Below are 25,384 nucleotides of genomic sequence, written 5' to 3'. Positions count from 1 at the left end.
CGAGCAGTGGTTCGACGACCGGAAGCATCATCGACTCTCGTTCGCAAAGCTCCCGGACTCGCTCGCCGGACTTGCGACAGTGCGATAATCACACAATGAACGCACCGACCCCACCCGCCTCGCCCCGTCCCGATTTCGCCCAGGTGCCCGACCTCGCGCCCTTCCGCGCGCGCCGCGAACGCCTGCTCGCGCGCATGCAGGCGGCGGGCGGCGGCGTCGCTGTCCTGCCGACCGCGCCCGAGCGCATCCGCAACCGCGACGCCCACTACCTCTACCGCCACGACAGCTATTTCTACTACCTCACCGCCTTCCGCGAGCCCGAGGCCGTCGTCGTGCTGGTGGCGGGGGAGCAGCCGCAGCAGATACTCTTCTGCCGCGAGAAGAATGAGGAGCGCGAGATCTGGGACGGCTACCGCTACGGCCCGGACGCAGCATGCGAAGTCTTCGGTTTCGACGAAGCCTGGACCATCGGCGACCTGGAAAAGCGCCTGCCCGACTACCTGGCCGACCAGCCCCTTGTCTGGGCCAGCCTGGGCTACGACAGCGCCTGGGACGCCACCGTGCTGGACGCGCTGAACAGCGTGCGCGGCAAGGCGCGCAGCGGCATCGTGCCGCCGCATTCGATCCGCGACCTGCGCGCCGAGCTCGACGAGATGCGCCTGGTCAAGGACGCCGCCGAACTCGCCACCATGCGCCACGCCGCGCAGATTTCCGCCGCCGCCCACTGCCGCGCGATGCGCGCCACCCGCCCGGGCCGCTTCGAATACGAGATCGAGGCCGAACTGCTGCACGCCTTCCGCAGCGCGGGCAGCCAAGCGCCCGCCTACACGTCGATCGTCGCCGGCGGCGCCAATGCCTGCGTACTGCACTACATCGACAACGACCACCTGCTGCGCGACGGCGATCTGCTGCTGATCGACGCCGGCTGCGAGCTCGACGGCTACGCTTCGGACATCACCCGCACTTTCCCGGTCAACGGCCGCTTCAGCACCGCACAGCGCGAGGTGTACGAAACCGTGCTGGCCGCGCAGCATGCCGCGCGCGAGGCGACCCGCCCCGGCGCGCACTGGAACGCGCCGCACGAAGCCGCGGTGAAAGTGCTCGCCCAGGGCATGATCGACCTCGGCCTGCTCCAGGGCAGCCTCGACGGCGTGATCGAAAGCAATGCCTACAGCCGCTTCTACATGCACCGCACCGGCCACTGGCTGGGCATGGACGTGCATGACGCGGGCGAATACAAGCTCGGCGGCGAATGGCGCCCGCTGGCCGAAGGCATGGTGCTGACGATCGAGCCGGGCTGCTACATCCGCCCGGCGGACGACGTGCCCGAGCATTTGTGGAACATCGGCATCCGCATCGAGGACGACGCGGTAGTGACCGCCGACGGCTGCGAACTGATCACCGCAGACGCCCCCAAGACCGTCGCCGACATCGAAGCCCTGATGCGGGAGGCCCGCGATGGCTGACGTCGCCGCCCAGCACACCCACGACCTGCTGATCGTCGGCGCCGGCCCCGTCGGCCTGGCGCTCGCGCTGGCGCTGAAGGATGCCGGCCTCGACATCGTGCTAGCCGACGCCCGGCCGCGCGCAGCGGTCTGCGACGACCCGCGCGACCTCGCGCTGGCGCATGGCAGCCGCCTGACGCTGCAGACCCTGGGCGTGTGGGATGCGCTGTCGGCCACGCCGATCGAGCACATCCACATCTCGCAGCAAGGCGGGCTCGGCCGCACGCTGATCGATGCAGCGGAACATGATCTGCCCGCGCTGGGCTACGTGGCATCGGCGGGCGCGCTGGCCGCCGCGCTGCGCGCCGCCGTCGACGCCGCCGGCATTCCGGTGCTGGACGAAACCGAAGTCGCCAATCTGGCCCCCGGCAGCGACGACGTGATCGCCAGTCTGGCCGCGCCCGGCCGGCCGCCGGCCACCTTGCGCGCCCGCCTGGCCGCCTGCGCCGAAGGCGGGCTGCGCGCCGGCGACCCGAACGTGGTCGAGCACGACTACCGCCAGCATGCGCTGATCGCCCAGGTCGCCGTCGCCGGCGGCCATCGCGGCACGGCCTTCGAGCGCTTCACCCGCGAAGGCCCGCTGGCGCTGCTGCCCAAGGGCGAGGGCTACGCGCTCGTCCACGTCGTCCGCCCCGACAGCGCCGATGCCCTGCTGGCGCTGGACGACGAGGCCTATCTCGCCCACCTGCAGGCCCATGTCGGCAGCCGCGTGCAGTTGAGCGGCGTCGGCAGGCGCCTGCGCTATCCGCTGCTGCTGCGCTACCGAGAATCGGCGGTCGGCACGCGCACGGTGTGGCTGGGCAATGCCGCCCAGACCCTGCATCCGGTCGCAGGACAGGGTTTCAACCTCGCACTGCGCGACGTCTGGGCGCTGGCCGACACGCTGCTGCGCCACTGCGACGAAAGCGCGCGTGCCGCTTCAACGGCTTCGTCCACCTCGCCCTCTGCGTCCACCTCGCCGTGCGACCTCGGCGCCCCCGCGGTGCTGGCCGCCTATGCGCGCAGCCGCGGACTCGACCGCCTCGGTACGATCCGCTTCACCGACACCCTGGTGCGCGTGTTCAGCAACGACTTCGCCCCGCTGCGCCATGCGCGCGGCGCGGCACTGCTGGCGCTCGACGTGTTCCCGCCGCTGCGCAACTTCGTCGCCCGCCGCATGATGTTCGGCGCCCGCGCCTGGCCCTGATTCCGACCCCGGATCAGCCCCGAACCCGGGCCGGCACGACCGCCGCGCGCGCCATCAGGCCGATAGCGCGCGCAGGTCCGCGAGCAGCGCGTCGACGCTGTCCGGCAGCGTGTCCCAGCCGCACATGAAGCGCGCACCGCCGGCGCCGATGAAGGTATAGAAGCGCCAGCCGCGTTCGCGCAGGCCGGTGAGCACGTGTTCCGGCAGTTCGCAGAACACGCCGTTGGCCTCGACCGGGAACAGCAGCTTCGCCCCCGGCACCTGCTGCACGCCGGCGGCCAGGCGCTGTGCCATCGCATTGGCGTGGCGGGCATGCTTCAGCCAGACCTCGCCTTCCAGGATGCCGAGCCAGGGCGCGGACAGGAAGCGCATCTTCGACGCGAGCTGGCCGGCCTGCTTGCAGCGGTAGGCGAAATCCTCGGACAGGGTGCGGTCGAAGAACACCACCGCCTCGCCCACCGGCAAGCCCATCTTGGTGCCCCCGAAGCACAGCACGTCCACGCCGGCACGCCAGGTGATGTCCGCTGGCGCCACGCCGAGCGCGGCCACTGCGTTGGCGAAGCGCGCGCCGTCCATGTGCACCCGCAAGCCATGTTCGCGCGCGCAGGCGGAAATCGCCGCCACCTCGTACGGCTGGTATACGGTGCCGACCTCGGTGCTCTGCGTCAGCGTCACCACGCGCGGCTTCGGATAATGGACGTCGCTGCGGCGCGAGATCAATTCCAGCACCGCGGCGGGCGTCAGCTTGCCGTTGCCGCCGCGTGCCGGCAGCAGCTTGGAGCCGTTGGAGAAGAACTCCGGCCCGCCGCATTCGTCGGTCTCGACGTGGGCCAGTTCGTGGCACACCACGCTGTGGTAGCTCTGGCACAGCGCGGCGAGCGCGAGCGAGTTGGCCGCAGTGCCGTTGAAGACGAAATAGACGTCGCAGTCGGTGTCGAACAGCGCACGCAGGCGATCCGACACCCTGCGCGTCCAGTCGTCCTCGCCGTAGGCGGGGGCATGGCCGGCGTTGGCCGCCGCGAAGGCCGCTGCGGCCTCCGGGCAGATGCCGGCGTAGTTGTCGCTGGCGAAATGCTGCATGGCCCGCATGGGTCAGGCGCGTTCCAGGTTGAGCGGTTCGCCGCTTGCGGCAGCGCAGCCGGCAGCGGTGAGCAGCACGTCGGTGGAGGAATTCAGGGCGGTTTCGGCCGAATCCTGCACCACGCTGATGACGAAACCGATCGCCACCACCTGCATCGCCACGTCGGTCGAGATACCGAACAGCGCCGTTGCCATCGGAATCAGCAGCAGCGAGCCGCCGGCCACTCCCGACACGCCGGCCGCGGCGAACGAAGACACGATGCACAACAGCAGCGCGGTCGGCATGTCCACCGGAATGCCCAGCGTGTGCGTGGCGGCGAGCGTCATCACCGAGATCGTGATCGCCGCGCCGGCCATGTTGATCGTGGCGCCGAGCGGGATGGCGATGGAATAGGTGTCTTCGTGCAGGCCGAGGCGCTTGCACAGTTCCATGTTGATCGGGATGTTGGCCGCCGAGCTGCGGGTGAAGAAGGCCGTCACCGCGCTTTCGCGCAGGCAGGTAAATACCAGCGGATAGGGGTTGCGGCGGAGCTTCCAGAACACGATCAGCGGATTCACGACCAGTGCGACGAACAGCATGCAGCCGACGATGACCATCAGCAGACGGCCGTAGCCGAGCAGCGCATCGAGGCCGGAATCGCCCAGCGTGGCCGCCACCAGGCCGAAAATGCCGAGCGGCGCAAAGCGGATGACGACGTGCACGATGCTGGAGACGGCGTCGGACAGATCGTTCAGCATCGTTCGTGTGGCCGGGCTGGCATGGCGCAGCACCACACCGAGCGCGATCGCCCACGCCAGGATGCCGATGAAGTTGGCCTCCATCAGCGCCTTGACCGGGTTGGTGATGGCGCTCAGCAGCAGGTTCTTGATCACGGCGATGATGCCGCCCGGCGGGGCACCGGTGACCGGAGGCGCATTGAGCACCAGGGTGGTGGGAAAGGCGAAGCTGGCGATCACGGCCACCAGCGCCGCGGCCAGCGTGCCGATCAGATAAAGCACCAGGATGGGGCGGATATGCGTGGGCTGGCCATGTTCATGGCTGGCGATGGCGGCCATCACCAGTACGAAAACCAGCACCGGCGCAACGGACTTGAGGCCGGCGATGAACAGGTCGCCCAGCAATGCGACCGCTTTGGTCGCCTCGGGCGCGACCAGGGCCAGGACGATGCCCAGCACCAGGCCGATCGCGATCTGGGAAATCAGGCTCAGGCGCCTCAGGCGCTGGAACAGGGTGAGTTCTGCAGTAGTCATCGGATGTCTCCTCGTTGATGACGGATGGGGTCGGAGGGTGCCCGGGTAGGCATGGGAAATCGTCGCAGCAGGAACGCGCTGCGCGCAGGGGGAAGCGGTTCGTTGCGCATTCCAGCCAGCATCAGCACTCGGGGAAGCTGACGGCAAGCCCCCCGCGCGAGGTTTCCTTGTACTTGTCCAGCATGTCGCGGCCGGTATCCCGCATCGTGCGGATCGCCTGATCGAGCGAGATCGTATGCGCACCGTCGCCACGCAAGGCGAGCTGGGCGGCGTTGATCGCCTTGATCGAGGCCATTGCGTTGCGCTCGATGCAGGGCACCTGCACGAGGCCGCCGACCGGATCGCAGGTCAGGCCGAGGTTGTGCTCCAGGCCGATCTCCGCTGCATTCTCGACCTGCTCCGGCGTGCCGCCGAGCACTTCGGTCAAGCCCGCCGCCGCCATCGCACAGGCCGAGCCGACTTCGCCCTGACAGCCGACTTCGGCACCGGAGATGGAGGCATTCTTCTTGCACAGCACGCCGACCGCGGCGGCCGCAAGTAGGAAACGATCGACGTCCCGGTCGCTGCTGCCGGGCATGAATTCCATGTAGTAGTGCAGCACGGCCGGAATGATGCCGGCGGCGCCGTTGGTCGGCGCGGTGACGACACGCCCGCCGCCGGCGTTCTCCTCATTGACCGCCAGCGCATACAGGTTCACCCAGTCGAGTGCCGCCATGGTATCGCTGATCAGGTTGCGGCCAGCAGCACGCTCGCTGAGCTTGCGGTGCAGGGCCGGCGCGCGGCGACGCACGTTCAGGCCGCCCGGCAGCACGCCTTCCTGGATGATGCCGCGCGCGACGCAGCCGCGCATCACTGCCCAGATACGCTGCAGCGCGGCACGCGTCCCCGCCTCGCTGCGCCACGCAGTCTCGTTGGCGAGCATCAGTTCGCTGATGCTCAGGCCGTGCCGGCGGCACTGTGCCAGCAGCGCCGCCCCGGAGTCGAAAGGATGGGGCAGCGCGAGTTCGGCCTCGGCCGACAGTCCGGATTGCACCTGCGCCTCATCGACGACGAAGCCGCCGCCGATCGAATAATAGGTGTTCTCGTACACCACGCCCGCCTCGCCATGGGCGATGAGGCGCATCGCATTCGGATGGTAGGGCAGGCTGACCGGCAGCAGGCGCATGTCGCGATTCCACACGAACGGTACGCTGTGCGTACCGGCGAGCGGGAGCGCCTCATCGAGGCGAACGAGATCGACCGCCTCGATGACGAAATCGGGATCGACCTCGTCCGGCCGGGCGCCCATCAGCCCGGCGATGGCCGCGCGGTCGGTGCCATGGCCGATGCCGGTCGCCGACAAGGAACCGTAGAGCTTCACTTCGATGCGCTGCACGCTGCCGAGCAGCCCTTGCCCTGCCAGCGCAGCGGCGAAATCATGGGCGGCGCGCATCGGCCCGACGGTGTGCGAGCTGGACGGCCCGATGCCGATCTTGAACAAATCGAGGACGCTGATGGACATGGATGGCTCCGGGTTGGGGTGGTTTGCCAGGGCTTGGTTTTTTGGTAGCGCTTTAACCAATCTAAGCAATAAAATACTTATCTCTACATGAGTGCATTTTCTATGCCCTGAACAAACGATTCAATCGATTGTTTTTGATTCAAAATTTAGAAAATCTAAACCGTGACACCCGCCGCCCCCGCCCAACTCCACACCCGGCTACGGGTGTTCCTCGCCACCGCGCGCCATCTTTCCTTCACCCGCGCGGGTGAAGAACTGCACATCACGACTGGCGCCGTCAGCCAGCAGATCAAGCTGCTGGAGGACTGGCTGGGGCAGCGGCTGTTCCGCCGCCTGCCCCGCCGCATCGAGCTGACCGACGCCGGCAACCGCCTGCTTGCCGCCGTCGCCCCGGCCTATTCGGCGGTGGATCTCGCCATCGGCCGTCTGCGCAGCGGCGCCTTGAGCGGCGTGGTCCGCCTGCGCGCGCTGCCGTCCTTCCTCACCACCTGGCTGGTGCCCCGCCTGCCCGGGCTGCTGCAGCGCTTTCCACAGATCGAGCTGCAGGCCGAGGCCGAGGACAGCACGCATTCGCTTCGCGACGGCGACTTCGATCTCGCCATCGACCTCAACGACGGCACCTACCCCGGCTTCCAGAGCACGGTGTTGCTGGAGGAGGAAATCTTTCCGGTGTGTTCGCCGCTGCTGCTGCAGGGCCGCCCGCCGCTCGCCTCGCCCGAGGATCTGCGCCACTACCCGCTGCTGCACGACATGACGGCCTGGCGCGGCAGCTCGCCCTATGCGGAATGGGAACATTACCTGAAGGCGACCGGCGCGCCGCAGGTCGAGGTGCGCCGCGGCTACATGTTCAACCGCAACCACATCACCCTGCAGTGCGCGATTGCCGGCATGGGCGTGGCGATCGCGCGGCGCACGCTGATCACCGACGAACTCGACAGCGGCCGCCTGGTGGCGCCCTTCCACCAATCCGTGCCCACCGGCAAGCGCTACTGCCTGGTCTACTCGAGCGGCGCGCTGGCCGATCCGCGCATCGCCACCGTGCACAACTGGGTCGTGCACGAAGCACGCGGATCGGCCGACCCCCTTCCGTGCAGCACCTGACGCCCCCTCCCTCTGCCGGACCTCGCGCCCATGCGCGCATATTACGAACGACACCAACGCGCCAGAGCCTTGAGCGATAGGGTAAAATGCGCCGTTTTCCCCCGCTCGACCCCAGCATGCAGTTCGCCGGCTTCACTCTGCGTAACAATCTTTTCGTCGCTCCGATGGCCGGAGTGACGGATCGCCCTTTCCGCCAGTTGTGCAAGAAGCTCGGCGCAGGCGTCGCCGTGTCCGAGATGGTCACCTCCAACTCCCTGCTCTATGGCAGCGAGAAGACCCAGCGCCGCGCCAACCACGACGGCGAAGTCGATCCGATCTCGGTGCAGATCGCCGGCGCCGACCCGGCGATGATGGCAGAAGCCGCACGCCACAACGCCGACCGCGGCGCGCAGATCATCGACATCAACATGGGCTGCCCGGCCAAGAAGGTGTGCAACGTGATGGCAGGCTCGGCGCTGATGCAGGACGAGCCGCTGGTCGCACGCATCCTCGAAGCCGTGGTCGCGGCCGTGCCGCACACACCGGTGACGCTGAAGTTCCGCACCGGCTGGAACCGGCAGAACAAGAATGCGCCGGTCATCGCCCGTATCGCCGAGGAGTCCGGCATCCGCGCCATCGCCATCCACGGCCGCACGCGCGCCGACCAGTACATGGGCGAAGCCGAATACGACACCATCGCCCAGGTCAAGACATTGGTGAAGATTCCGGTGATCGCCAACGGCGACATCACCACACCCGAGAAGGCGAAGTTCGTGCTCGACTACACCGGCGCCGACGGTGTCATGATCGGCCGCGCCGCGCAAGGCCGGCCGTGGATCTTCCGCGAGATCGAGCACTATCTGAACACCGGCGAACTGTTGCCGCCGCCGCTCGTCAGCGAAATCCACCGCGTTTGCCGCGAACACCTGGCCGACCTGTACGGTTTCTACGGCGAGGACCGCGGCGTCAAGATCGCCCGCAAGCACATATCCTGGTACACCAAGGGCCTGGTCGGCTCCGCCGCCTTCCGCCGCGCGATGAACCAGATTCCCGACATTCCCGCGCAGCTCGCCGCGGTCGACGCGTTCTTCGGCCAGCTCGCCGAAACCGACGCCCGCCTGAGCTACGAGGCCGAACTTCCGCAGGAACTCGCAGCATGACCAGCCGCAGCAACGAGATCGCGGACGCCGTCGTCCGCACGCTGGATCAATACTTCCGCGACCTCGACGGCGAGAAACCGGCCGCCATCCACGACATGGTGATCCGCAACGTCGAGCGCCCGATGCTGCAGTTCGTGCTGCAACAGGCCGGCGGCAACCAGACCGTCGCCGCCGAGATGCTCGGCATCAACCGCAACACGCTGCGCCGCAAGCTGACCGACTACGAACTGCTGTGAGAAGCACGGCCGCCATGCATCACGACGGCCGCCCGCCTCCCCCGCTCAGCCGCCCCCCTTCCCACGTTTCCCCTCTTCGCTTCCGATCCCACGATGAACGTCACCCAAGCCCTGATCAGTGTCTCCGACAAACACGGCGTGCTCGACTTTGCGCGCGAACTCGCCGGCCTCGGCATCAAGCTGCTGTCGACCGGCGGCACCGCCAGCCTGCTGCGCGAAGCCGGCCTCGACGTCACCGACGTATCCGAGCACACCGGCTTCCCGGAAATGCTCGACGGCCGCGTCAAGACCCTGCACCCGAAAGTGCACGGCGGCATCCTCGCCCGCCGCGACCTGGCCGAGCACATGGACACCATCGCCGCGCACGACATCGGCCGCATCGACCTGGTGGTGGTGAACCTCTACCCCTTCCAGCAGACCGTCGCCAAGCCCGACTGCACGCTGGAAGACGCGATCGAGAACATCGACATCGGCGGCCCGACCATGGTCCGCGCCGCGGCCAAGAACCACGGCAACGAGGAAGGCGGCGTCGGCATCGTCACCGATCCCGAGGACTACGAGGGCATCGTCGCCGAGTTGAAGTCGAACGGCGGCAAGCTCAGCCACAAGACCCGCTTCGCGCTGGCGGTGAAGGCCTTCACCCACACCGCGCGCTACGATTCGGCGATCTCCAACTACCTCACCGCGCTGGTCACCAACGAGGCCGGCGACGTCTCGCTGCAGACCTATCCCGAGCGCCTGCAACTGGCCTTCGACAAGGTGCAGGACCTGCGCTACGGCGAGAACCCGCACCAGAGCGCGGCCTTCTACCGCCAGCCGGGCGCGGCCGAAGGCGGCATCGCCGGCTACACCCAGCTGCAGGGCAAGGAGCTGTCGTACAACAACATCGCCGACGCCGATGCCGCCTGGGAATGCGTCAAGGCCTTCGATCGCGACGGCGCGGCCTCGGCCTGCGTCATCGTCAAGCACGCCAACCCCTGTGGCGTGGCACTGGGCGCGAACCCTCTGGAAGCCTACAAGAAGGCCTTCTCCACCGACCCCACTTCGGCCTTCGGCGGCATCATCGCCTTCAACGGCGAAGTCGACCGCGCCGCCGCCGAAGCGGTGTCGGCACAGTTCCTCGAAGTGCTGATCGCCCCGTCCTATACCGCCGAGGCGCTGGAACTGCTGCGCGCCAAGCAGAACGTGCGCGTGCTGAGCTGCCCGCTCGGCCAGCCCGCCGGCGCCTTCGACTACAAGCGCGTCGGCGGCGGCCTGCTGGTGCAGAGCGCCGACGAGGCCCGCATCCAGCTCGCCGACCTGAAGATCGTCACCAGGCGCGCACCGACCGAAACCGAACTGCGCGACATGTTGTTCGCCTGGCGCGTGGCCAAGTACGTCAAGTCCAACGCCATCGTCTATTGCAAGGATGGCATGACCATCGGCGTCGGCGCCGGCCAGATGAGCCGCGTCGATTCCGCCCGCATCGCCAAAATCAAGGCCGAGAACGCCGGCCTGGTCATTTCGGGCTGCGTGGTCGCTTCGGATGCCTTCTTCCCCTTCCGCGACGGCCTCGACGTGCTCGCCCAGGCCGGCGCCACCGCGGTGATCCAGCCGGGCGGCTCGATGCGCGATGCCGAAGTGATCGCCGCGGCCGACGAGCAGAACATCGCGATGGTGTTCACCGGTTTCCGCCACTTCCGTCACTGATACATAGCCGGTTTGCATTCGAAGCGAGAACAAGACGCGAAGCCGCAGACAGTGCCGTAGCGCGGCAAGACCGGGCTGCGCCGTCATCGCTTCGGCGGCAGGCCGGTACGCACCAACCCAGCAGAAACTCGGAGCAATCCATGAAAGTCCTCGTCATCGGTTCCGGCGGCCGCGAACACGCGCTGGCCTGGAAGCTCGCCCAGTCGCCCAAGGTCACCCGCGTGCTGGTGGCGCCGGGCAACCCCGGCACCTCGCGCGAGCCCAAGGTGCAGAACGTCGATGTCGGCGCCACCGCCGTGGCCGAACTGGTCGAGCTGGCGCGCCGCGAACAGGTCGCGTTCACCGTGGTCGGCCCCGAAGCGCCGCTGGCGGCCGGCGTCGTCGACGCCTTCCGCGCCGCCGGGCTGGCGATCTTCGGCCCGACCAGGGCTGCCGCCCAGCTCGAAAGCTCGAAGGATTTCGCCAAGCAGTTCCTGGTCCGCCACGGCATCCCGACGGCGAAGTACCAGACCTTCTCCGACGCCGCCGCGGCCCATGCCTACATCGACGCCGAAGGCGCGCCGATCGTGATCAAGGCCGACGGCCTCGCCGCCGGCAAGGGCGTGGTGGTGGCGATGACAGCGGACGAAGCGCACGCCGCGATCGACATGATGCTGCTGGACAACCAGCTGGGCGTGGATTACGGCGAAGCCGGCGCCCGCGTGGTCATCGAGGAATTCATGGCCGGCGAGGAAGCCAGCTTCATCGTCATGGCCGACGGCAGGCATGCCCTGGCGCTGGCGACCAGCCAGGACCACAAGCGCCTGAAGGACGGCGACGAAGGCCCGAACACCGGCGGCATGGGCGCCTATTCTCCCGCTCCCGTCGTCACCCCCGAAGTCCACGCGCGGGTGATGCGCGAGATCATCGATCCGACGCTGGCCGGCATGGCCGCCGACGGCCTGCCCTACACCGGTTTCCTGTACGCTGGCCTGATGATCGACGGTGAAGGTCATCCGCGCGTGGTGGAGTTCAACTGCCGCATGGGCGACCCCGAGACGCAGCCGATCATGATGCGCCTGAAGACCGATCTGTCCGACCTGGTCGAAGCCGCCATCGCCGGCAAGCTCGACCAGGCCGAAGCCGAATGGGACCGGCGCTTCGCCCTCGGCGTCGTGCTGGCTGCGGCCGGCTACCCCGCCAGTCCGCGCAAGGGCGACCCGATCAGCGGCCTGCCCGCGAACGACGCCGAGAACACGCACGTTTTCCATGCCGGTACCGCCGAGCGCGATGGCACGGTCGTCACTGCCGGCGGACGCGTGCTGTGCGTGACCGCGCTGGGCGACAACGTGCGCACCGCGCAGAAAAACGCATACCAGGTGGCCGACGGCATCGCCTTCGACGGCCGCCAGTACCGCCGCGACATCGGCCACCGCGCCCTCGCCCGCAAGACCTGATCGACCTCTCGCCGGCACGGCGGGAGGCCGATCATCCCGCACGCCCGTACCATCGGCCACGGACAAGAGCGTGCTTCCGGGCTATGCTAGGCGCGCGCCGGTCCGGCGCTCACCACCACAACCCGATGCCATGGAGGCGCAGATGTCCGTCAGGTTCGAGATCACCAGGAATGACAAGGGCGAGTTCCACTTCAAGCTGCTCAACGCGGACGGCAAGACCCTGGTTCGCAGCGAAGGCTACAACGCCAAGGCCAGCTGCACCAACGGCATCGAGTCGGTGCGCAGGAACGCCGGCGAAGACGAACGCTACGACATCAAGACGGCTTCCGACGGCCGTCCCTACTTCAACCTGAAAGCGAGCAACGGCCAGATCGTCGGCACCAGCCCGATGTTCGCCGATACCGCCGCCTGCGCAGCCGCCGTCGCCGCCACCAAGGCCGGTGCCGCCGAGGCTCCGATCGACGACAAGAGCTGACCCACGATGAATCCTGCCACCGTCAAACCCTGGTTCACCGATCTCCAGCAAGATATCGTCAGCCGCCTGGAAGCCTTCGACGGCAAGCCTTTCGCGGCGGACGGCTGGGAACGGCCCGGCGGCGGTGGCGGCCTGACCCGCGTCATCGAGGAAGGCGACTTCTTCGAGCGCGGCGGGGTCAATTTCTCCCACGTGATGGGCGACGGCATGCCGGCATCGGCCACCGCGCACCGCCCCGAACTGGCCGGCCGGCGCTTCGAGGCGATGGGCGTGTCGCTGGTGCTGCATCCGCGCAATCCCCACTGCCCGACGGTGCACATGAACGTGCGCTGCTTCGTCGCCCTGGCCGAAGGCAAGGCGCCGGTATGGTGGTTCGGCGGCGGCATGGACCTGACGCCCTACTATCCGGTGGAAGAGGACGTGCGCCACTTCCATGCCGCCTGCAAGGCGGCAGTGCTGCCCTTCGGCGGCGAGGCGGAATACGCCCGCCTGAAGGACTGGTGCGACCGCTACTTCTTCCTCAAGCACCGCAACGAGCCGCGCGGCGTCGGCGGGCTGTTCTTCGACGACCTCGGTGCCGACGGCAAGACCGACTTCGACACCGCCTTCGGCCTCACCCGCTCGGTCGGCGGCGCCTTCCTCGGGGCCTACCTGCCGATCGCCGAGCGCCGCCGGAACACGCCCTACGGCGAGCGCGAGCGCGACTTCCAGGCTTATCGCCGGGGGCGCTATGTGGAATTCAACCTCGTCTTCGACCGCGGCACGCTGTTCGGGCTGCAGTCGGGCGGACGTACCGAATCCATCCTGATGTCGATGCCACCGATCGTCAAATGGCGCTACGACTGGCAGCCAGAGCCCGGTTCGGCCGAGGCGCGGCTGTACGACGAATTCCTCAAACCGCGCGAGTGGGCGTAAAAACCAGGGCCTGAACAGCCCCGCGCAGACTTCGATTCATTGGAAACGGCATGAGCGACATCACGATCTTCCACAACCCGCGCTGCGGCACTTCACGCACCGTGCTGGAGATGATCCGGGCCAGCGGTGCCGAACCGAACATCGTCGAGTACCTGAAGACGCCGCCTTCCCCCGGCGAACTGCAGGCGCTGGCGCAGGCCACCGGCGAACCGCTGCGTGCGCTGCTGCGCACCAAGCAGCCAGAATACCTCGAACAAGGTCTGGACGATCCTTCGCTCACCGATGCCCAGCTGGCCGCCGCCATGGTGGCCACGCCCGTACTGATCAACCGGCCCATCGTCATCACGCCGCGCGGTGTGCGGCTGTGCCGCCCGGCCGAGCTGGTCGAGGCATTGCTGCCCGGCGCCGCGGCGTGATTCCGGACCGCCCGGGCCTCCGCACCGCCTTCTCCGCGCCGTAGCTGCAGGATTCACAAACCCAGTTCGACCATGCGCAGCAGACGGGCGCCCAGCACCTGCTGCTGCTCGGCTGATGCGTTCCGCAGCGGCCCATCGATGATCAGCAGCGCCATGCCATGCACTGCCGACCAGGCCAGATACTCCGCACCGGGCCGCCGCTCGGCAGGCAGCACGCCGGCATGCACCATCGCATCCAGCGCATGGCCCAGCAATTCGAAGGGATTGAGCCCCTTGGCAGCAGTGCGCGCCGGGTCGGCAGGCACTTCGACGTCGTGCACGCCGAACGCGAACGCCGTGCGGAACCACCCCGTCTCGGCCTGCGCGAAGCCCAGGTAGCCGCGCCCCACGGCCGCCAGCATGCCACGTGCCCGCTCGGCGGGGTCCCTCAGTCCCTCCGCCTGCCGCAGTTCGGCTTCCATCGCCGCCGCCAGCACGCCCAGCACCGCTGCGCGCACCGCCTCGAACAAGGCCTGGTGGTTGGCGAAATGGCGATAGGCCGCATTGGGCGTCACGCCTGCACGACGCGTCGCCTCGCGCAACACCAGCGCCTGCGGCCCGCCCTCGCGCACCAGCGCCATGCCGGCCTCGACCAGTGCCGTCCTCAGGTCGCCATGGTGATAGGTCGAGCGGGCAGCGATGGACATGGGCAATTCTCGGCAGCAGGGAATATTTATTTACAAGCGCGAAGCACGATTCATGTAGACAACGTTCACATCGAATTCTAACCTATGTGCACGCCGTCCACACACACTCTTTGCGGCGGCTCACCACGCGCTTGGGCAGCCCATGCCCCAGCCTCGCCCCGGGAGACAGCAATGGAGTTCACGCCTTATCTCAATTTCGACGGCAACTGCGCCGAAGCTTTCGCCTTCTACGCCGACCTGTTCGGCGGCCGCATCGTCCACCAATCCACCTTCGGCGAAATGCCCGCCATGGAAGGCATGCCGCCGGTTCCCGAACCGGCCAGAAACGGGATCATGCATGTGCACCTGCAGATCGGGCAGCAGTCGCTGATGGGCTCCGATGCCATGCCCGGCGCCGATGGCAGCTGCGGCGGCTACCAGCCGGCCCAGGGCCTGTGGATATCGATCCAGGCCGCCGACGTGGCGGAGGGCCGGCGCCTTTTCGATGCCCTGGCGCAAGGGGGACAGTGCATGATGCCCTTCGCCGAGACTTTCTGGTCACCCGGCTTCGGCATGGCCAGGGACCGCTTCGGAACCCCCTGGATGGTCAACGTCGCCATGCAGGCCTGACGACGGCCGAAGCACTTGCGGCGGATGGGCACATGGCCTCTCCGCCCCATGGCTGAAGCCGCCTTCCCAACCCCAAAAGGAGAGACTCATGCACTACGTCGATGGATTCGTGCTGCCCGTACCCCGCGCCAAGCTGGATGCCTATCGCGCACTTGCGCAGCAGGCCGGCGAGGTCTGGATGGAACACGGCGCACTGCAGTATTGGGAATGCGTGGGCGACGACGTGCAGCCCGGCAAGATCACTTCGTTTCCGCAGGCCGTACAGCTCAAGGACGACGAAGTGGCCGTGTTCTCGTGGATCGTCTACGCTTCGCGCGCCGAGCGCGACCGCATCAACGCGCTGGTGATGAAGGATCCCCGCATCACCTGCACCAAGCCGGAAGACATGCCTTTCGACGGTATGCGGATGTTCTGGGGCGGCTTCAGCGGCCTGGTCGAGATGGGTGCCTGCCCTCCGGCTTCCACCTGAAAGCCACCGGCCGCGCCGCCGGTGCAGGCAGGCCGCTCCGGCAGCGCGGCGTGGCGCAGCCCCCTCAGGCGGGCAGCAGCGCCACGGCGTTCTTCTGTCCGCCGGCGGCAACGATTTCGGCCGCTGCGCGATAGTAGGGCTGGGCCTCGGCATTGCGTTCGAGGTTTTCCAGCAGGTGTGCCAGGGCGAGATAGGCGTCGACGCTCGGACCGTACTTCACCGACGATTCGAGATAGCTCTGCGCCTTGCCCCACAACTGGGCACGGACGCAAAGCTGGCCGAGCGCGAACAGCAGCCCCGCGTCACGCGGCTGTTGCTGCAGCCAGCTTTCGGCTTTCTGCAGACAGGCGCGCACGCTGCTTTCGCCTTCGCTCTCGGCGCAGTACGCATATTGCCGCGCCAGATCGGAGTCCCAGCGCTCGTCGAGCAGATGCTCCACCTGGCGGCGTGCGAGTTCGCCGCGCCCGGCTTTCGCCAGCAGCGGCAGCACGCGTTCGATCAGGCCGCGATCCTGCAGCTCACCGGCTGGAATGTTCTTCCAGTAATCGACCAGCGCCTCGCTGTCGCCGGCGAGTTCGCGCATGCGCTCGACATGCCCCCGGCGCAGCAGCGGCACGGCCTGCTCATCGGTCAATGCCTTGTGTTTGCGCAACTGGCGGACGGTGCCGATCAGTTCTTCCCAGCGTCGCAGCGCCGACGCCACGCGCGCCTCCAGCCGCAGCATGGCGATATGGCGATGGCCGCCTTCGCGCAGCGTCGCCAGCCGCGCCGCGGCCTCGTCGAAGCGGCCGGCGTCGACGGCCAGTTCCGCTTCGGTCATCAGGCGCGCGACATCGCCGTTCGCTTCCTTCTTCGCCGCATTGCCGAGCCATTCGCGGTAGCGCGGCTCGTCCTGCATCGCATGTGCGGCGCGCGCCGCGACCAGCGCTGCCATCGACGCCCCCTCGCCCGTCTCGTAGGCGCGCGATGCGGACTTGAGCGACTGCGAGAAGCGGCCTTCGAACAGCGCATTGACGGAATCCGTCAGCGCGCGTCCGGCACGTTCGCGCCGGCGCCGCTCGCGCCACTGCGCCACCCTGGTCGGCAATTGCAGGGTCCGGCTGACGACACGGACGAGCGCATAGCCGAGCGCAAAGCCGACGACGACGATGACCACCAGCAGGTTCAGGGACAACTGCACGCGCCACGGCGGTGCCACCAGCAGAACGTAGCCGTCGTTGAGGCCGGCCACCATCGCCACGCCCACCGCGACGGCGAAGATGCCGATCATCCAGATCAGGGTCCGCATCGCCGTCCCCTCACTGCGCCTGAGACGCGTCCGGCGCGTCCTCGGCTACGGGGTTGGCGGCCGGCGGCTCGGCGGGGGCCTGCCCAGAAGGAGTCTCCTCGGCAGGCGTCGGCTGCGAGGGCGCTTGCACGGCGGCCGCCGGTTCCTGGGCCGCCGGACGCTCGCCGCGCGCCTGCATCACGCGCAGGGCGGCGAAGCTCTCGGTCAGCGTGGGCAGCTCGGTACGGATGGAAACCGACTCCAGCGCCTTCAGTTCTTCCAGCACCATTTGCACGCGCTCGTCCCGCAGATCGAAGAAACGCTCGACCCATGCGCGCGCCTGGGCGAGATCGGCGGCATAGGTGCGCGCATCCCGCGCCAGCAGCCCGAGACGCGCGGTAAGCAGCCGGATCTTCAGGTTCTCGCGCAGGAAAGTGTTCTGCGCCGGCGCCAGCAGCACGGGATCGTCCTGGTCGAGCCGCTCCATGCGGACCAGGCCGCGGATCTCACGCCAGACGTCGGCGGCAAGCTCCCGCGCGTAGCCGAGCCCCCTGGCCATCCAGTCGCCGCCGGGCGGGACGGCCGTGTGGTCCTCGGGCGGAAGCTGCGGCGCCGGCAACTGGCCCTCGAAGGCCAGCGGCATCACGTCCGCGCGTTCGAGCAGGCGCTCCAGACGCAGGCCGAGTCCGGGCACATCGACCACCGGCTGCAGCTTCAGCGCTTCGATGTCGCGTGCCAGGGCGCGGCGCAGCGGCGCATACTGGCCGCGATCGTAAAGCGCGAGGCGGGCATCGGCCTGGTTCAGGGCGATCAGCGCCGCCTCGACATTGCCGGCGAGCTGCAATTGCTGCGCCGCCAGGGCGACGGCCTGCTCGACTTCGGCAACGACACGATCCTCGCGCGAGCGGGAAAACTCCTGGTACAGGGCTTCCAGCGCGGCGGCCTGGCCTTCGGTGGCCTCGACCTTGGATTCGAGCGCACCCAGCTTGCCCTGCAGCGCGGCGAGGGTTTCCTGCTGCTGGCGCACGATGCCCCGCGCCTCGCCGGCCAGGCCTTCGCTTTCGGCCAGGCGGCTGGCGAGCGTCTCGCGCAACTGCGCCGACTGCCCATGGACATCGCGCGCCTGCCAAGCCGACCAGCCCGCGGCGCCACAGGCGGCAAGCGCCAGCAGCAGCGCCCACCAGGCGACGGTCTGGCGGGGGGCCGCCGATCCAGCCGGCGGCGGCGATGTTTGTTCGGTCGATTGTTCGGGCATGGCACCGTCCTTGCTGGAGGATTTGGCCGCCCCGGGCGGCTGGGTCAGGGCAGGAAGTTCAGTATTCATGCCGGAGAGTTTAACCAAAGTATCCTGCCAACGCCTGCAATAGGCCTTCATCACCGGCCGCAGTCTCGATCACCGTGCCGAAACCGGCCCCGCGCGCCTGTGACGCGATGCGCGCATGCGATGCGAACACCGGGATCCCCGCCAGCGCACGCATCCCCCCGTCACCAAGGATGGCCGCCAGATTGCGTACCCCCTCGCTGCTGGTCAGCAGCAGCCCGGCAAGCTCGCCCCGGGCGGCAGGCTTCAGCAACAGCGCAGGATCCGGCGCCGGGCAGTAGCGCCGGTAGCAGGTCACGTACTCGGCCTGCGCGCCGCGTTCGTACAAAGTGTTCCGGATCAGATCGCGTCCGCCGTCACCGCGGAAGATCACGACCTTGCGGCCGCGTACGGCGTCGGCGGCGAATTCCGCCAAGGCCAGCACGGACTCGCTGTCGAAGCCGTGCTCGGGCACGATCGGGGCGGCGAAGCCGCGCTGGCGCAGCACTTTCTCGCTGCCCTTGCCGACGGTCGACACCCGCAGCGTCGCAGGCCAGGCACGGCGCGCGAGGATGAATTCGAGCGCATGATGAATGGCGTTCGGGCTAACGAAGAAGGCGAGATCGAATTCGTCCAGCCGCGGCACGATCGCTTCGAGCTGCGCCAGATCCGGCGCCGGCCCGATCCCCAGCACCGGGAAGCGGATCGCCTTGCCGCCGGCGGCCTCGATGCGGCGGCACAGCCCGTCGGCCTGCTCCAGCGGCCGGGTGACGGCCAGCAGGCGTCCGGCCAGCGGCAGGGCACAGTCCTTGGTCTGCGAATCCTGTGTCATGACGGCTGCCGCATCTGTCGTTGAGCCACTCGTTCGGCCGCGCATTCAGCCGCGTATTCAGCCGATGTCGGCGAGGATCGCTTCGGCGCCCTGGGCCCGGAGATCCTCGGCCAGCGCCCGGCCCAGTGCTTCGGCCTCGGCCGGCAGGCCTTCGCGCTCGGCACGCACGATTTCGCTGCCATCGGGGCGGGCGACGAAACCGCGCAGCCAGACCCTGCCCTCGCGCATCAGCGCATAGGCACCGAGCGGCACTTCGCAGCTGCCGGCCAGCGCGCGGGCCACGGCACGCTCGGCCAGCACGCAGGCGGAGGTGTCGGCATCGGCCAGCGGCTGCAGCCAGCCGATCACGTCCGCGCGCGAAGCCAGGCACTCGATGCCGAGTGCGCCCTGGCCGGCGGCGGGCAGCGAGACTTCGGCCGGCATCACCGAACGGATGCGTTCGCCCAGCCCCAACCGGGTCAGGCCCGCCGCGGCGAGGATGATGGCGTCGTACTGGCCCTCGTCGAGCTTGCGCAGGCGGGTGTCGAGGTTGCCGCGCAGGCTGGTCACGCCGAGGAAGGGATACTGGGCGTGGATCTGCGATTCGCGCCGCAGCGACGAGGTGCCGACGATCGCGCCCGGCGGCATGTCGGCCAGGCTTTCGTAGCGCTTGGAGACGAAGGCATCCAGCGGGACTTCGCGCTCGGTGATGCAGGGCAGCACGAATTCCCCGCCCATTTCCATCGGCACGTCCTTCATCGAATGCACGGCGATGTCGGCGCGACCGTCGAGCAGGGCGGTTTCGAGCTCCTTGACGAACAGGCCCTTGCCGCCCACCTTGGCCAGCGGCCGGTCGAGGATCTGGTCGCCGCGGGTGGTCATGCCCAGCAGCTCGACGCGACAGCCGGGATACAATCCTTCGAGACGGGCCTTGATATGTTCGGCCTGCCACAGGGCGAGGCGGCTTTCACGGGTGGCGATGACGATGCGCTCGGGGTTCGCTTGGCTCACGGTTGGGATCACTCAAGAACAGGATTCGACGATGCCGGGGAAACTCGATTTTCGCCGCACCGCAGCATCAGGGTTCGCACCAATGGTGCGTGGATTGGCCGCGATTCTAGCATGCGTGCCACTTGCACTCCCTGCGGCGCCCGGCGCGCTGCCGGCGGCAAGCGACCTGGCGCAGGACAAGGCCGCGATGCGCAGCAGGCAGGTGCCGATGGTGGTGCTCTTCAGCCAGGCCGACTGCAGCTACTGCGACACCGCGCGCCGCTACCTGGTGCCGATGTCGGCTGCGAACGAGCACGTCCTGTTCCGCCAGATCGACATCGACTCCGGCGCGGCACTGGTGGATTTCTCCGGCAGGCGCTCGACCCACCGCGAGGTGGCGGCGGCGCAGGGCGTGCGCTTCGCGCCGACCGTCAGGTTCTTCGACGCGGACGGTCGCGCGCTGGGCGAGGACATCGTCGGCATCGGCGTGGAAGATTTCTACGGCCTGTACGTCGATGACGCACTCGCTGCCGCGCGTCGTCGCATGGGTGCGCCAGACTGACGGCACCCACTCGTTCTTTTTCTCGCAGCACCGTGCGGCGGCGGATCCCTCCCCGCTTGTCGCACGTTCCACCTCCCCGCCCACTCCTAACAAGCAGAAACGACATGAACCAGGACAAAGACGCACCGCTGCGCGAAGACATCCGCCTGCTCGGCCGCCTGCTCGGCGACACCGTGCGCGACCAGCAAGGCGCCGCCGCATTCGAGCTGATCGAGCGCATCCGGCAGAATTCGGTCCGCTTCCACCGCGACGACGATGCCGCCGCGCGCCGCGAACTCGAGGACATCCTCGACGCCCTGTCGCGCGACCAGACCATCCAGGTCGTGCGCGCCTTCAGCTACTTCTCGCACCTGGCGAACATCGCCGAGGACCAGCACCACATCCGCCGCTCGCGCGCCCACCTGATCGCCGGCTCCGCGCCGCGCGAAGGCAGCCTCGCCCACGCCGTCGCCAGCGTGCTGGACAGCGGTGCCACCGACGCCGCCGGGCTGGCCGAATTCTTCGACACCGCGCTGGTGTCGCCGGTGCTGACCGCCCACCCCACCGAAGTCCAGCGCAAGAGCATCCTGAACTGCGAGACGGTGATCGCGCGCCTGCTCGACAAGCGCGACCGCATGCAATTGACCCCCGAGGAAACCGAAGCCAGCCTCGAGGCCCTGCGCCGCGCCGTGCTCACGCTGTGGCAGACGCGCATGCTGCGCACCGCCAAGCTGTCGGTGATCGACGAGGTCAACAACGGCCTGTCCTATTTCGACACCACTTTCCTGGACGAACTGCCGCGGCTCTACGCCAGCCTCGAAGACCGCCTGGCCGCGGCGGACGCCGCCCTCGGCGGCGTCGAACTCGCCGCCTTCCTGCAGGTCGGCAGCTGGATCGGCGGCGACCGCGACGGCAACCCCTTCGTCACCGCCGAGGTGCTCGACAAGGCCTTGTCGATGCAGGCCACGGTGGTGCTCGACCACTACCTCGACCAACTGCACCGCCTGGGTTCGCAACTGTCGATGAGCCACGGTTTCGCCGGCGCCTCGGACGCGCTGCTGGCACTGGCCGAAGGCTCGCCGGACAACTCGCCGCACCGCAGCGACGAACCCTATCGCCTGGCCGTGTCCGGCATCTATGCCCGGCTGGCCGCCACCTATCGCGCACTGCTGGGCCACGAACCCACCCGCCACGCCGTCGCCGAAGCCGCGCCGTATGCCGATGCGGCGGAACTGGCGGACGATCTCGACATCCTGCACCGCTCGCTGCTCGCCAACGGCTCCGCCGCGCTCACCCGCGGCCGCCTGCGCCAGCTGCGCCGCGCGGTGAAGGTGTTCGGCTTCCACCTGGCGCCGATCGACCTGCGCCAGAATTCCGACGTGCACGAACGCGTCGTCGCCGAACTGCTGGAGACTGCCAGCCCCGGCACCGACTATCGCGCCCGCGACGAAGCCGGGCGCTGTGCGCTGCTGCTCGAGGAGCTGGCCACCGCCCGCCCGCTGGCCTCGCCCCATCTGCGCTATTCGGAAGAAACCGAAAGCGAGCTGGCGATCTTCCGCAATGCCCGCCGCGCCCATCTGCGCTACGGCACGGCAGCGATCCGCAACTGCATCATCTCCAAGACCGACGACGTCTCCGACCTGCTCGAGCTGGCAGTGCTGCTGAAGGAAGCCGGCCTGCTGCGGCCGCTGGAAAAGGCGCTCGACGTCAACATCGTGCCGCTGTTCGAGACCATCGGCGATCTCGAGAACGCCGCCGGCGTCATGGGCCGGCTGTTCTCGCTGCCGATCTACCGCGAACTGCTGGCCGCGCGCGGTCAGACCCAGGAAGTGATGCTGGGTTATTCGGACAGCAACAAGGACGGCGGCTTCCTGACTTCGGGCTGGGCGCTGTACAAGGCCGAAGGCGAACTCGTCGCCGTGTTCGCCCGCCACGGCGTGCGCCTGCGCCTGTTCCACGGCCGCGGCGGCTCGGTCGGCCGCGGCGGCGGGCCGAGCTACCAGGCCATCCTGGCCCAGCCCGACGGCGCGGTGCAGGGCCAGATCCGCCTCACCGAACAGGGCGAAGTCATCGGCGCCAAATATGGCAATCCCGAAGTCGGCCGCCGCAACCTCGAGGTGCTGGTCGCCGCGACGCTCGAAACCAGCCTGCGCCCGGCCGACGCCGAACCGACTCCGGCCGCCTTCCTCGACGCCATGCAGGCGCTGTCCGACACCGCCTTCACCGCCTATCGCGGCCTGGTCTACGACACCGAAGGCTTCGAGCGCTATTTCTGGGAATCCACCGTGATCAGCGAGATCGCCGCGCTGAACATCGGCTCGCGCCCGGCCTCGCGCAAGAAGAGCACCGCGATCGACGATCTGCGCGCGATTCCATGGGTGTTCAGCTGGTCGCAGTGCCGGGTGATGCTGCCGGGCTGGTACGGTTTCGGCAGCGCGGTGCGCGCTTTCCTGGAAAAGCATCCGAACGACGGCCTGGCACTGCTGCAGCGCATGTACCGCGAGTGGTCCTTCTTCGCCACGCTGTTGTCGAACATGGACATGGTGCTGGCCAAGAGCGACCTGGCGATCGCCAGCCGCTACGCCGGCCTGGTCAAGGACGTCGTGCTGCGGGAGGAAATCTTCGGCCGCATCCGCGCCGAGCACCAGGCCACCGTCGACGCGCTGCTGCAGATCACCGGCCAGCGCGAACTGCTCGACGGCAACCCGCTGCTGAAGCGCTCGATCCGCAACCGCTTCCCCTATCTCGATCCGCTCAATCACGTGCAGGTCGAGCTGCTGCGCCGCCATCGCGAACAGGGGGAAGATCCGCGCATCCGCAACGGCATCCACATCTCGATCAACGGCATCGCCGCGGGCCTGCGCAACAGCGGCTGATCAGCGTCCGAGCGCCTGCTTCACCACCGGCCATTGCCGGCGGCTGACCGGCAGGCGCCCTTCCGGGCCATCCAGCCCTCTCAGCAGCACTTCCCAGCGCCCTTCGCCATCGGCTTCGCCGGCACGCTCGACGCCCAGCACCGCCTCGCGCGCCACCAGGCAATTGCGGTGCACCCGCAGCAGGCGCTGGGGAAATTCCTGTTCGAGCTGCACCAGGGATTCGTCGAGCAGGTAGTCGCGCTCGGCGGTGCGCGCGGTGACGTATTTCAGCTCGGCCTTCAGGTAGAGCACGTCGGCCACCGGCAGCAGCAGGATGCGGCCGCGCTCGCTGACGCTGAAATGGCGGCGCTCGTTCGGCGCCAGGCTCGCCAAAACCGGATCGGTTGGCGGCTGGTGGCTGCGCAGCTTGCCCAGCGCAGCCACCAGCCGCTCGGCGCGCACCGGCTTGAGCAGGTAATCCACCGCCGCCAGTTCGAAAGCCTCGACCGCATACTGGTCGTAGGCGGTGACGAAGATCACCGGCAGCGGCGGCATGCGCCGGGCCAGATGGCGGGCAAGCTCGACGCCGTCCATCGCCGGCATGCGGATGTCGGCCAGCACCACGTCGGCCTCTTCGGTCTCGAGCAGGCGCAAGGCCTCGACGCCATTGGCGGCCATGCCGGCGACGGCGTTCGGGCAGGTCCGGGCGATGTCGCCGAGCAGGTCGCGCAGGCGGGAACGGGCAGGCGCTTCGTCATCGACGATCAGTACCCGCAGTGCGGCCGGCTGGCCGGCAGCAAGATTCATGCTTTCGAGCTCCTGTAGGGCAGGCGGATGCGGACGCGATAGCGGCCCTCGCCGCATTCGCTGTCCAGCCCCGCTTCCAGATCGAAGAACAGCATCAGGCGCTCGCGGATGTTGTCCAGCGCCATGCGATTGCCGGCGCGATGGCGCTCGGCATCGCACACCGGATTATCGACTTCCAGCCTCAGTTCGCCTCCGCGGCGCTCGATGCGCACGACGACCTCCCCCGGCTCGCTGGACGGCTCGATGCCGTGGTAGACGGCATTCTCCAGCAGCGGCTGCAGCAGCAACGCAGGCACGCGGGCACGCATCAGCTCGGCGTGCGCGGGCGTCCCTGGCGCCGGCAGCTCCCAGCGCACCGCCAGGCGCTCGTCGAGACGCAGGCGCTCGAGGTCGACATAGCGTTCGCACAGCGCCACTTCATCGCCCAGCGGAACGAGTTCGCGATTCTCCCGCATCAGCACACGGAACAGGTCGGCCAGTTCCTCGAGCGCACGCTCGGCCCGCCGGGGGTCGGAACGGATCACGCCCAGCACGCCGTTCAGGCTGTTGAACAGGAAATGGGGGCGAATGCGCGCACTCAGCGCCTGCAGCCGCGCCTCGGCCAGCGCCGGGGAATAGCGCCGGCTGCGATAGTCGAAGTAAGTCAGGCAGATCATGGCCGCCGCCATCGCCCAGGCAAGACGGCGAAACAGGCTGCCGCCTTCGGTCAGCGGATAGCTGAGCGCCACCGCGAACACCACCAGCGCCAGCAGGCCGCCCAGCGCGATGCGGGGGGACGTCTTCCTGAGCCCGGGCGAAGCGAGATACAGCAGCAGCACGACCAGCAGCAGTGGCAGTTCGAGGCGGCCGGCCATCAGCACGATCTCGGCAAGCAGCCGCTCCCCCTCGTCGACGCGCACCAGCAAGGTCGCCAGCGCGAACAGGTTCACCAGCACCAGCACGCGCAGGATGACGCCGAGATTGCGGAAATCCGGCAGCGCCGGGGCGCCGAGCGGCACGGGCTTTTGATTTATACTTTCCATCGTTTATCGGCGCCGCGCCAGCGATCGCTCCCAAGCAAGACGACTCCCCCATGCAGAACCCGCCCGATGCGCGGGCCGACATCTTCCGACACGCATT

Annotated in this window: 24 protein-coding genes; 14 read left to right on the top strand and 10 right to left on the bottom strand. The window is 68.4% G+C overall.

Annotation, left to right across the window (positions count from 1 at the left end; genetic code table 11):
• The first annotated feature begins 95 nt into the window (after positions 1-95).
• Together ACNQFN_RS06850 and ACNQFN_RS06845 are read left to right on the top strand one after the other, a co-directional pair.
• On the top strand, positions 96-1,466 hold the full coding sequence (locus tag ACNQFN_RS06850; protein WP_418648363.1) for an aminopeptidase P N-terminal domain-containing protein: 1,371 nt from the start codon (positions 96-98) through the stop codon (positions 1,464-1,466).
• Positions 1,459-2,691 (top strand): FAD-dependent monooxygenase, encoded by a 1,233-nt coding sequence (locus tag ACNQFN_RS06845; RefSeq protein ID WP_418648362.1) that lies wholly within the window; start codon positions 1,459-1,461, stop codon positions 2,689-2,691. Before ACNQFN_RS06850 ends, ACNQFN_RS06845 begins: the two co-directional genes overlap by 8 nt.
• Before the next feature lie 54 nt (positions 2,692-2,745).
• Here the strand turns inward: ACNQFN_RS06845 and ACNQFN_RS06840 are convergent, their stop codons facing one another.
• The 3 genes from ACNQFN_RS06840 to ACNQFN_RS06830 all read right to left on the bottom strand — a co-directional run bounded on the left by ACNQFN_RS06840 (position 2,746) and on the right by ACNQFN_RS06830 (position 6,523).
• Complete coding sequence (locus ACNQFN_RS06840) at positions 2,746-3,780, bottom strand: threonine aldolase family protein (protein WP_418648361.1); 1,035 nt, start codon at positions 3,778-3,780, stop codon at positions 2,746-2,748.
• A 3-nt stretch (positions 3,781-3,783) separates the two neighbouring features.
• Positions 3,784-5,022, bottom strand: coding sequence for a serine/threonine transporter SstT (gene sstT, locus ACNQFN_RS06835; RefSeq protein WP_068635530.1), 1,239 nt, complete (start codon positions 5,020-5,022; stop codon positions 3,784-3,786).
• A 121-nt stretch (positions 5,023-5,143) separates the two neighbouring features.
• Positions 5,144-6,523, bottom strand: coding sequence for an L-serine ammonia-lyase (locus ACNQFN_RS06830; RefSeq protein WP_418648360.1), 1,380 nt, complete (start codon positions 6,521-6,523; stop codon positions 5,144-5,146).
• A gap of 162 nt (positions 6,524-6,685) precedes the next feature.
• Between ACNQFN_RS06830 and ACNQFN_RS06825 the strand changes: the two genes are divergently transcribed.
• From ACNQFN_RS06825 to arsC, 8 genes are all read left to right on the top strand, one after another.
• Positions 6,686-7,624, top strand: a complete 939-nt coding sequence (locus tag ACNQFN_RS06825; protein ID WP_068635528.1) for a LysR substrate-binding domain-containing protein — start codon at positions 6,686-6,688, stop codon at positions 7,622-7,624.
• A gap of 116 nt (positions 7,625-7,740) precedes the next feature.
• A complete protein-coding gene (gene dusB / locus ACNQFN_RS06820) occupies positions 7,741-8,763 on the top strand; it encodes a tRNA dihydrouridine synthase DusB (protein WP_068635564.1) in 1,023 nt (340 codons plus the stop codon).
• Positions 8,760-8,999, top strand: a complete 240-nt coding sequence (locus ACNQFN_RS06815) for a helix-turn-helix domain-containing protein (protein WP_068635527.1) — start codon at positions 8,760-8,762, stop codon at positions 8,997-8,999. The genes dusB and ACNQFN_RS06815 overlap by 4 nt, the downstream gene beginning before the upstream one ends.
• Positions 9,000-9,092: 93 nt before the next feature.
• Entirely contained in the window at positions 9,093-10,688 is a 1,596-nt protein-coding gene (gene purH, locus ACNQFN_RS06810; RefSeq protein WP_068635526.1) for a bifunctional phosphoribosylaminoimidazolecarboxamide formyltransferase/IMP cyclohydrolase, read from the top strand.
• Positions 10,689-10,828: 140 nt separating this feature from the next.
• Entirely contained in the window at positions 10,829-12,124 is a 1,296-nt protein-coding gene (purD, locus tag ACNQFN_RS06805) for a phosphoribosylamine--glycine ligase (protein ID WP_068635525.1), read from the top strand.
• A gap of 142 nt (positions 12,125-12,266) precedes the next feature.
• Complete coding sequence (locus ACNQFN_RS06800; protein ID WP_245650851.1) at positions 12,267-12,599, top strand: YegP family protein; 333 nt, start codon at positions 12,267-12,269, stop codon at positions 12,597-12,599.
• 6 nt (positions 12,600-12,605) lie between these two features.
• Positions 12,606-13,514, top strand: a complete 909-nt coding sequence (gene hemF, locus ACNQFN_RS06795; RefSeq protein ID WP_418648359.1) for an oxygen-dependent coproporphyrinogen oxidase — start codon at positions 12,606-12,608, stop codon at positions 13,512-13,514.
• Positions 13,515-13,564: 50 nt separating this feature from the next.
• Positions 13,565-13,930: an arsenate reductase (glutaredoxin) gene (gene arsC / locus ACNQFN_RS06790; RefSeq protein ID WP_068635522.1), complete on the top strand. Its 366-nt coding sequence runs from the start codon at positions 13,565-13,567 to the stop codon at positions 13,928-13,930.
• 53 nt (positions 13,931-13,983) lie between these two features.
• Here the strand turns inward: arsC and ACNQFN_RS06785 are convergent, their stop codons facing one another.
• Positions 13,984-14,616, bottom strand: a complete 633-nt coding sequence (locus tag ACNQFN_RS06785; RefSeq protein WP_068635521.1) for a TetR/AcrR family transcriptional regulator — start codon at positions 14,614-14,616, stop codon at positions 13,984-13,986.
• A 171-nt stretch (positions 14,617-14,787) separates the two neighbouring features.
• Between ACNQFN_RS06785 and ACNQFN_RS06780 the strand changes: the two genes are divergently transcribed.
• Both ACNQFN_RS06780 and ACNQFN_RS06775 read left to right on the top strand, forming a co-directional pair.
• Entirely contained in the window at positions 14,788-15,225 is a 438-nt protein-coding gene (locus ACNQFN_RS06780; protein ID WP_068635520.1) for a VOC family protein, read from the top strand.
• An 88-nt stretch (positions 15,226-15,313) separates the two neighbouring features.
• Positions 15,314-15,694 carry a DUF1428 domain-containing protein gene (locus tag ACNQFN_RS06775; RefSeq protein WP_068635519.1) on the top strand — a complete coding sequence of 127 codons (381 nt, stop codon included), beginning with the start codon at positions 15,314-15,316 and terminating at the stop codon, positions 15,692-15,694.
• Between the two features lie 64 nt (positions 15,695-15,758).
• On the opposite strand, the gene ACNQFN_RS06770 is transcribed toward ACNQFN_RS06775, so the two are convergent.
• The 4 genes from ACNQFN_RS06770 to hemC form a co-directional block, all read right to left on the bottom strand.
• A complete protein-coding gene (locus tag ACNQFN_RS06770; RefSeq protein WP_068635518.1) occupies positions 15,759-16,982 on the bottom strand; it encodes a heme biosynthesis HemY N-terminal domain-containing protein in 1,224 nt (407 codons plus the stop codon).
• A 10-nt stretch (positions 16,983-16,992) separates the two neighbouring features.
• Positions 16,993-18,216 carry a uroporphyrinogen-III C-methyltransferase gene (locus tag ACNQFN_RS06765; RefSeq protein WP_369404194.1) on the bottom strand — a complete coding sequence of 408 codons (1,224 nt, stop codon included), beginning with the start codon at positions 18,214-18,216 and terminating at the stop codon, positions 16,993-16,995.
• A gap of 79 nt (positions 18,217-18,295) precedes the next feature.
• Positions 18,296-19,093, bottom strand: a complete 798-nt coding sequence (locus ACNQFN_RS06760) for a uroporphyrinogen-III synthase (RefSeq protein WP_418648358.1) — start codon at positions 19,091-19,093, stop codon at positions 18,296-18,298.
• Positions 19,094-19,150: 57 nt separating this feature from the next.
• Positions 19,151-20,083 (bottom strand): hydroxymethylbilane synthase, encoded by a 933-nt coding sequence (gene hemC / locus ACNQFN_RS06755; protein WP_418648357.1) that lies wholly within the window; start codon positions 20,081-20,083, stop codon positions 19,151-19,153.
• Positions 20,084-20,198: 115 nt separating this feature from the next.
• Between hemC and ACNQFN_RS06750 the strand changes: the two genes are divergently transcribed.
• Together ACNQFN_RS06750 and ppc are read left to right on the top strand one after the other, a co-directional pair.
• Entirely contained in the window at positions 20,199-20,624 is a 426-nt protein-coding gene (locus ACNQFN_RS06750) for a thioredoxin fold domain-containing protein (RefSeq protein WP_418648356.1), read from the top strand.
• Positions 20,625-20,728: 104 nt separating this feature from the next.
• Complete coding sequence (gene ppc / locus ACNQFN_RS06745) at positions 20,729-23,479, top strand: phosphoenolpyruvate carboxylase (RefSeq protein ID WP_418648355.1); 2,751 nt, start codon at positions 20,729-20,731, stop codon at positions 23,477-23,479.
• Here the strand turns inward: ppc and ACNQFN_RS06740 are convergent, their stop codons facing one another.
• Together ACNQFN_RS06740 and ACNQFN_RS06735 are read right to left on the bottom strand one after the other, a co-directional pair.
• On the bottom strand, positions 23,480-24,265 hold the full coding sequence (locus ACNQFN_RS06740; protein WP_418648354.1) for a LytR/AlgR family response regulator transcription factor: 786 nt from the start codon (positions 24,263-24,265) through the stop codon (positions 23,480-23,482).
• Positions 24,262-25,287, bottom strand: coding sequence for a sensor histidine kinase (locus tag ACNQFN_RS06735; protein WP_068635512.1), 1,026 nt, complete (start codon positions 25,285-25,287; stop codon positions 24,262-24,264). The genes ACNQFN_RS06740 and ACNQFN_RS06735 overlap by 4 nt, the downstream gene beginning before the upstream one ends.
• Positions 25,288-25,384 lie beyond the last annotated feature (97 nt).

This window comes from Thauera butanivorans (assembly GCF_048398245.1).
In the GTDB taxonomy this organism is placed as follows: Bacteria; Pseudomonadota; Gammaproteobacteria; order Burkholderiales; family Rhodocyclaceae; genus Thauera; species Thauera butanivorans.
This window is presented reverse-complemented; position numbering and strand designations above follow the sequence as displayed.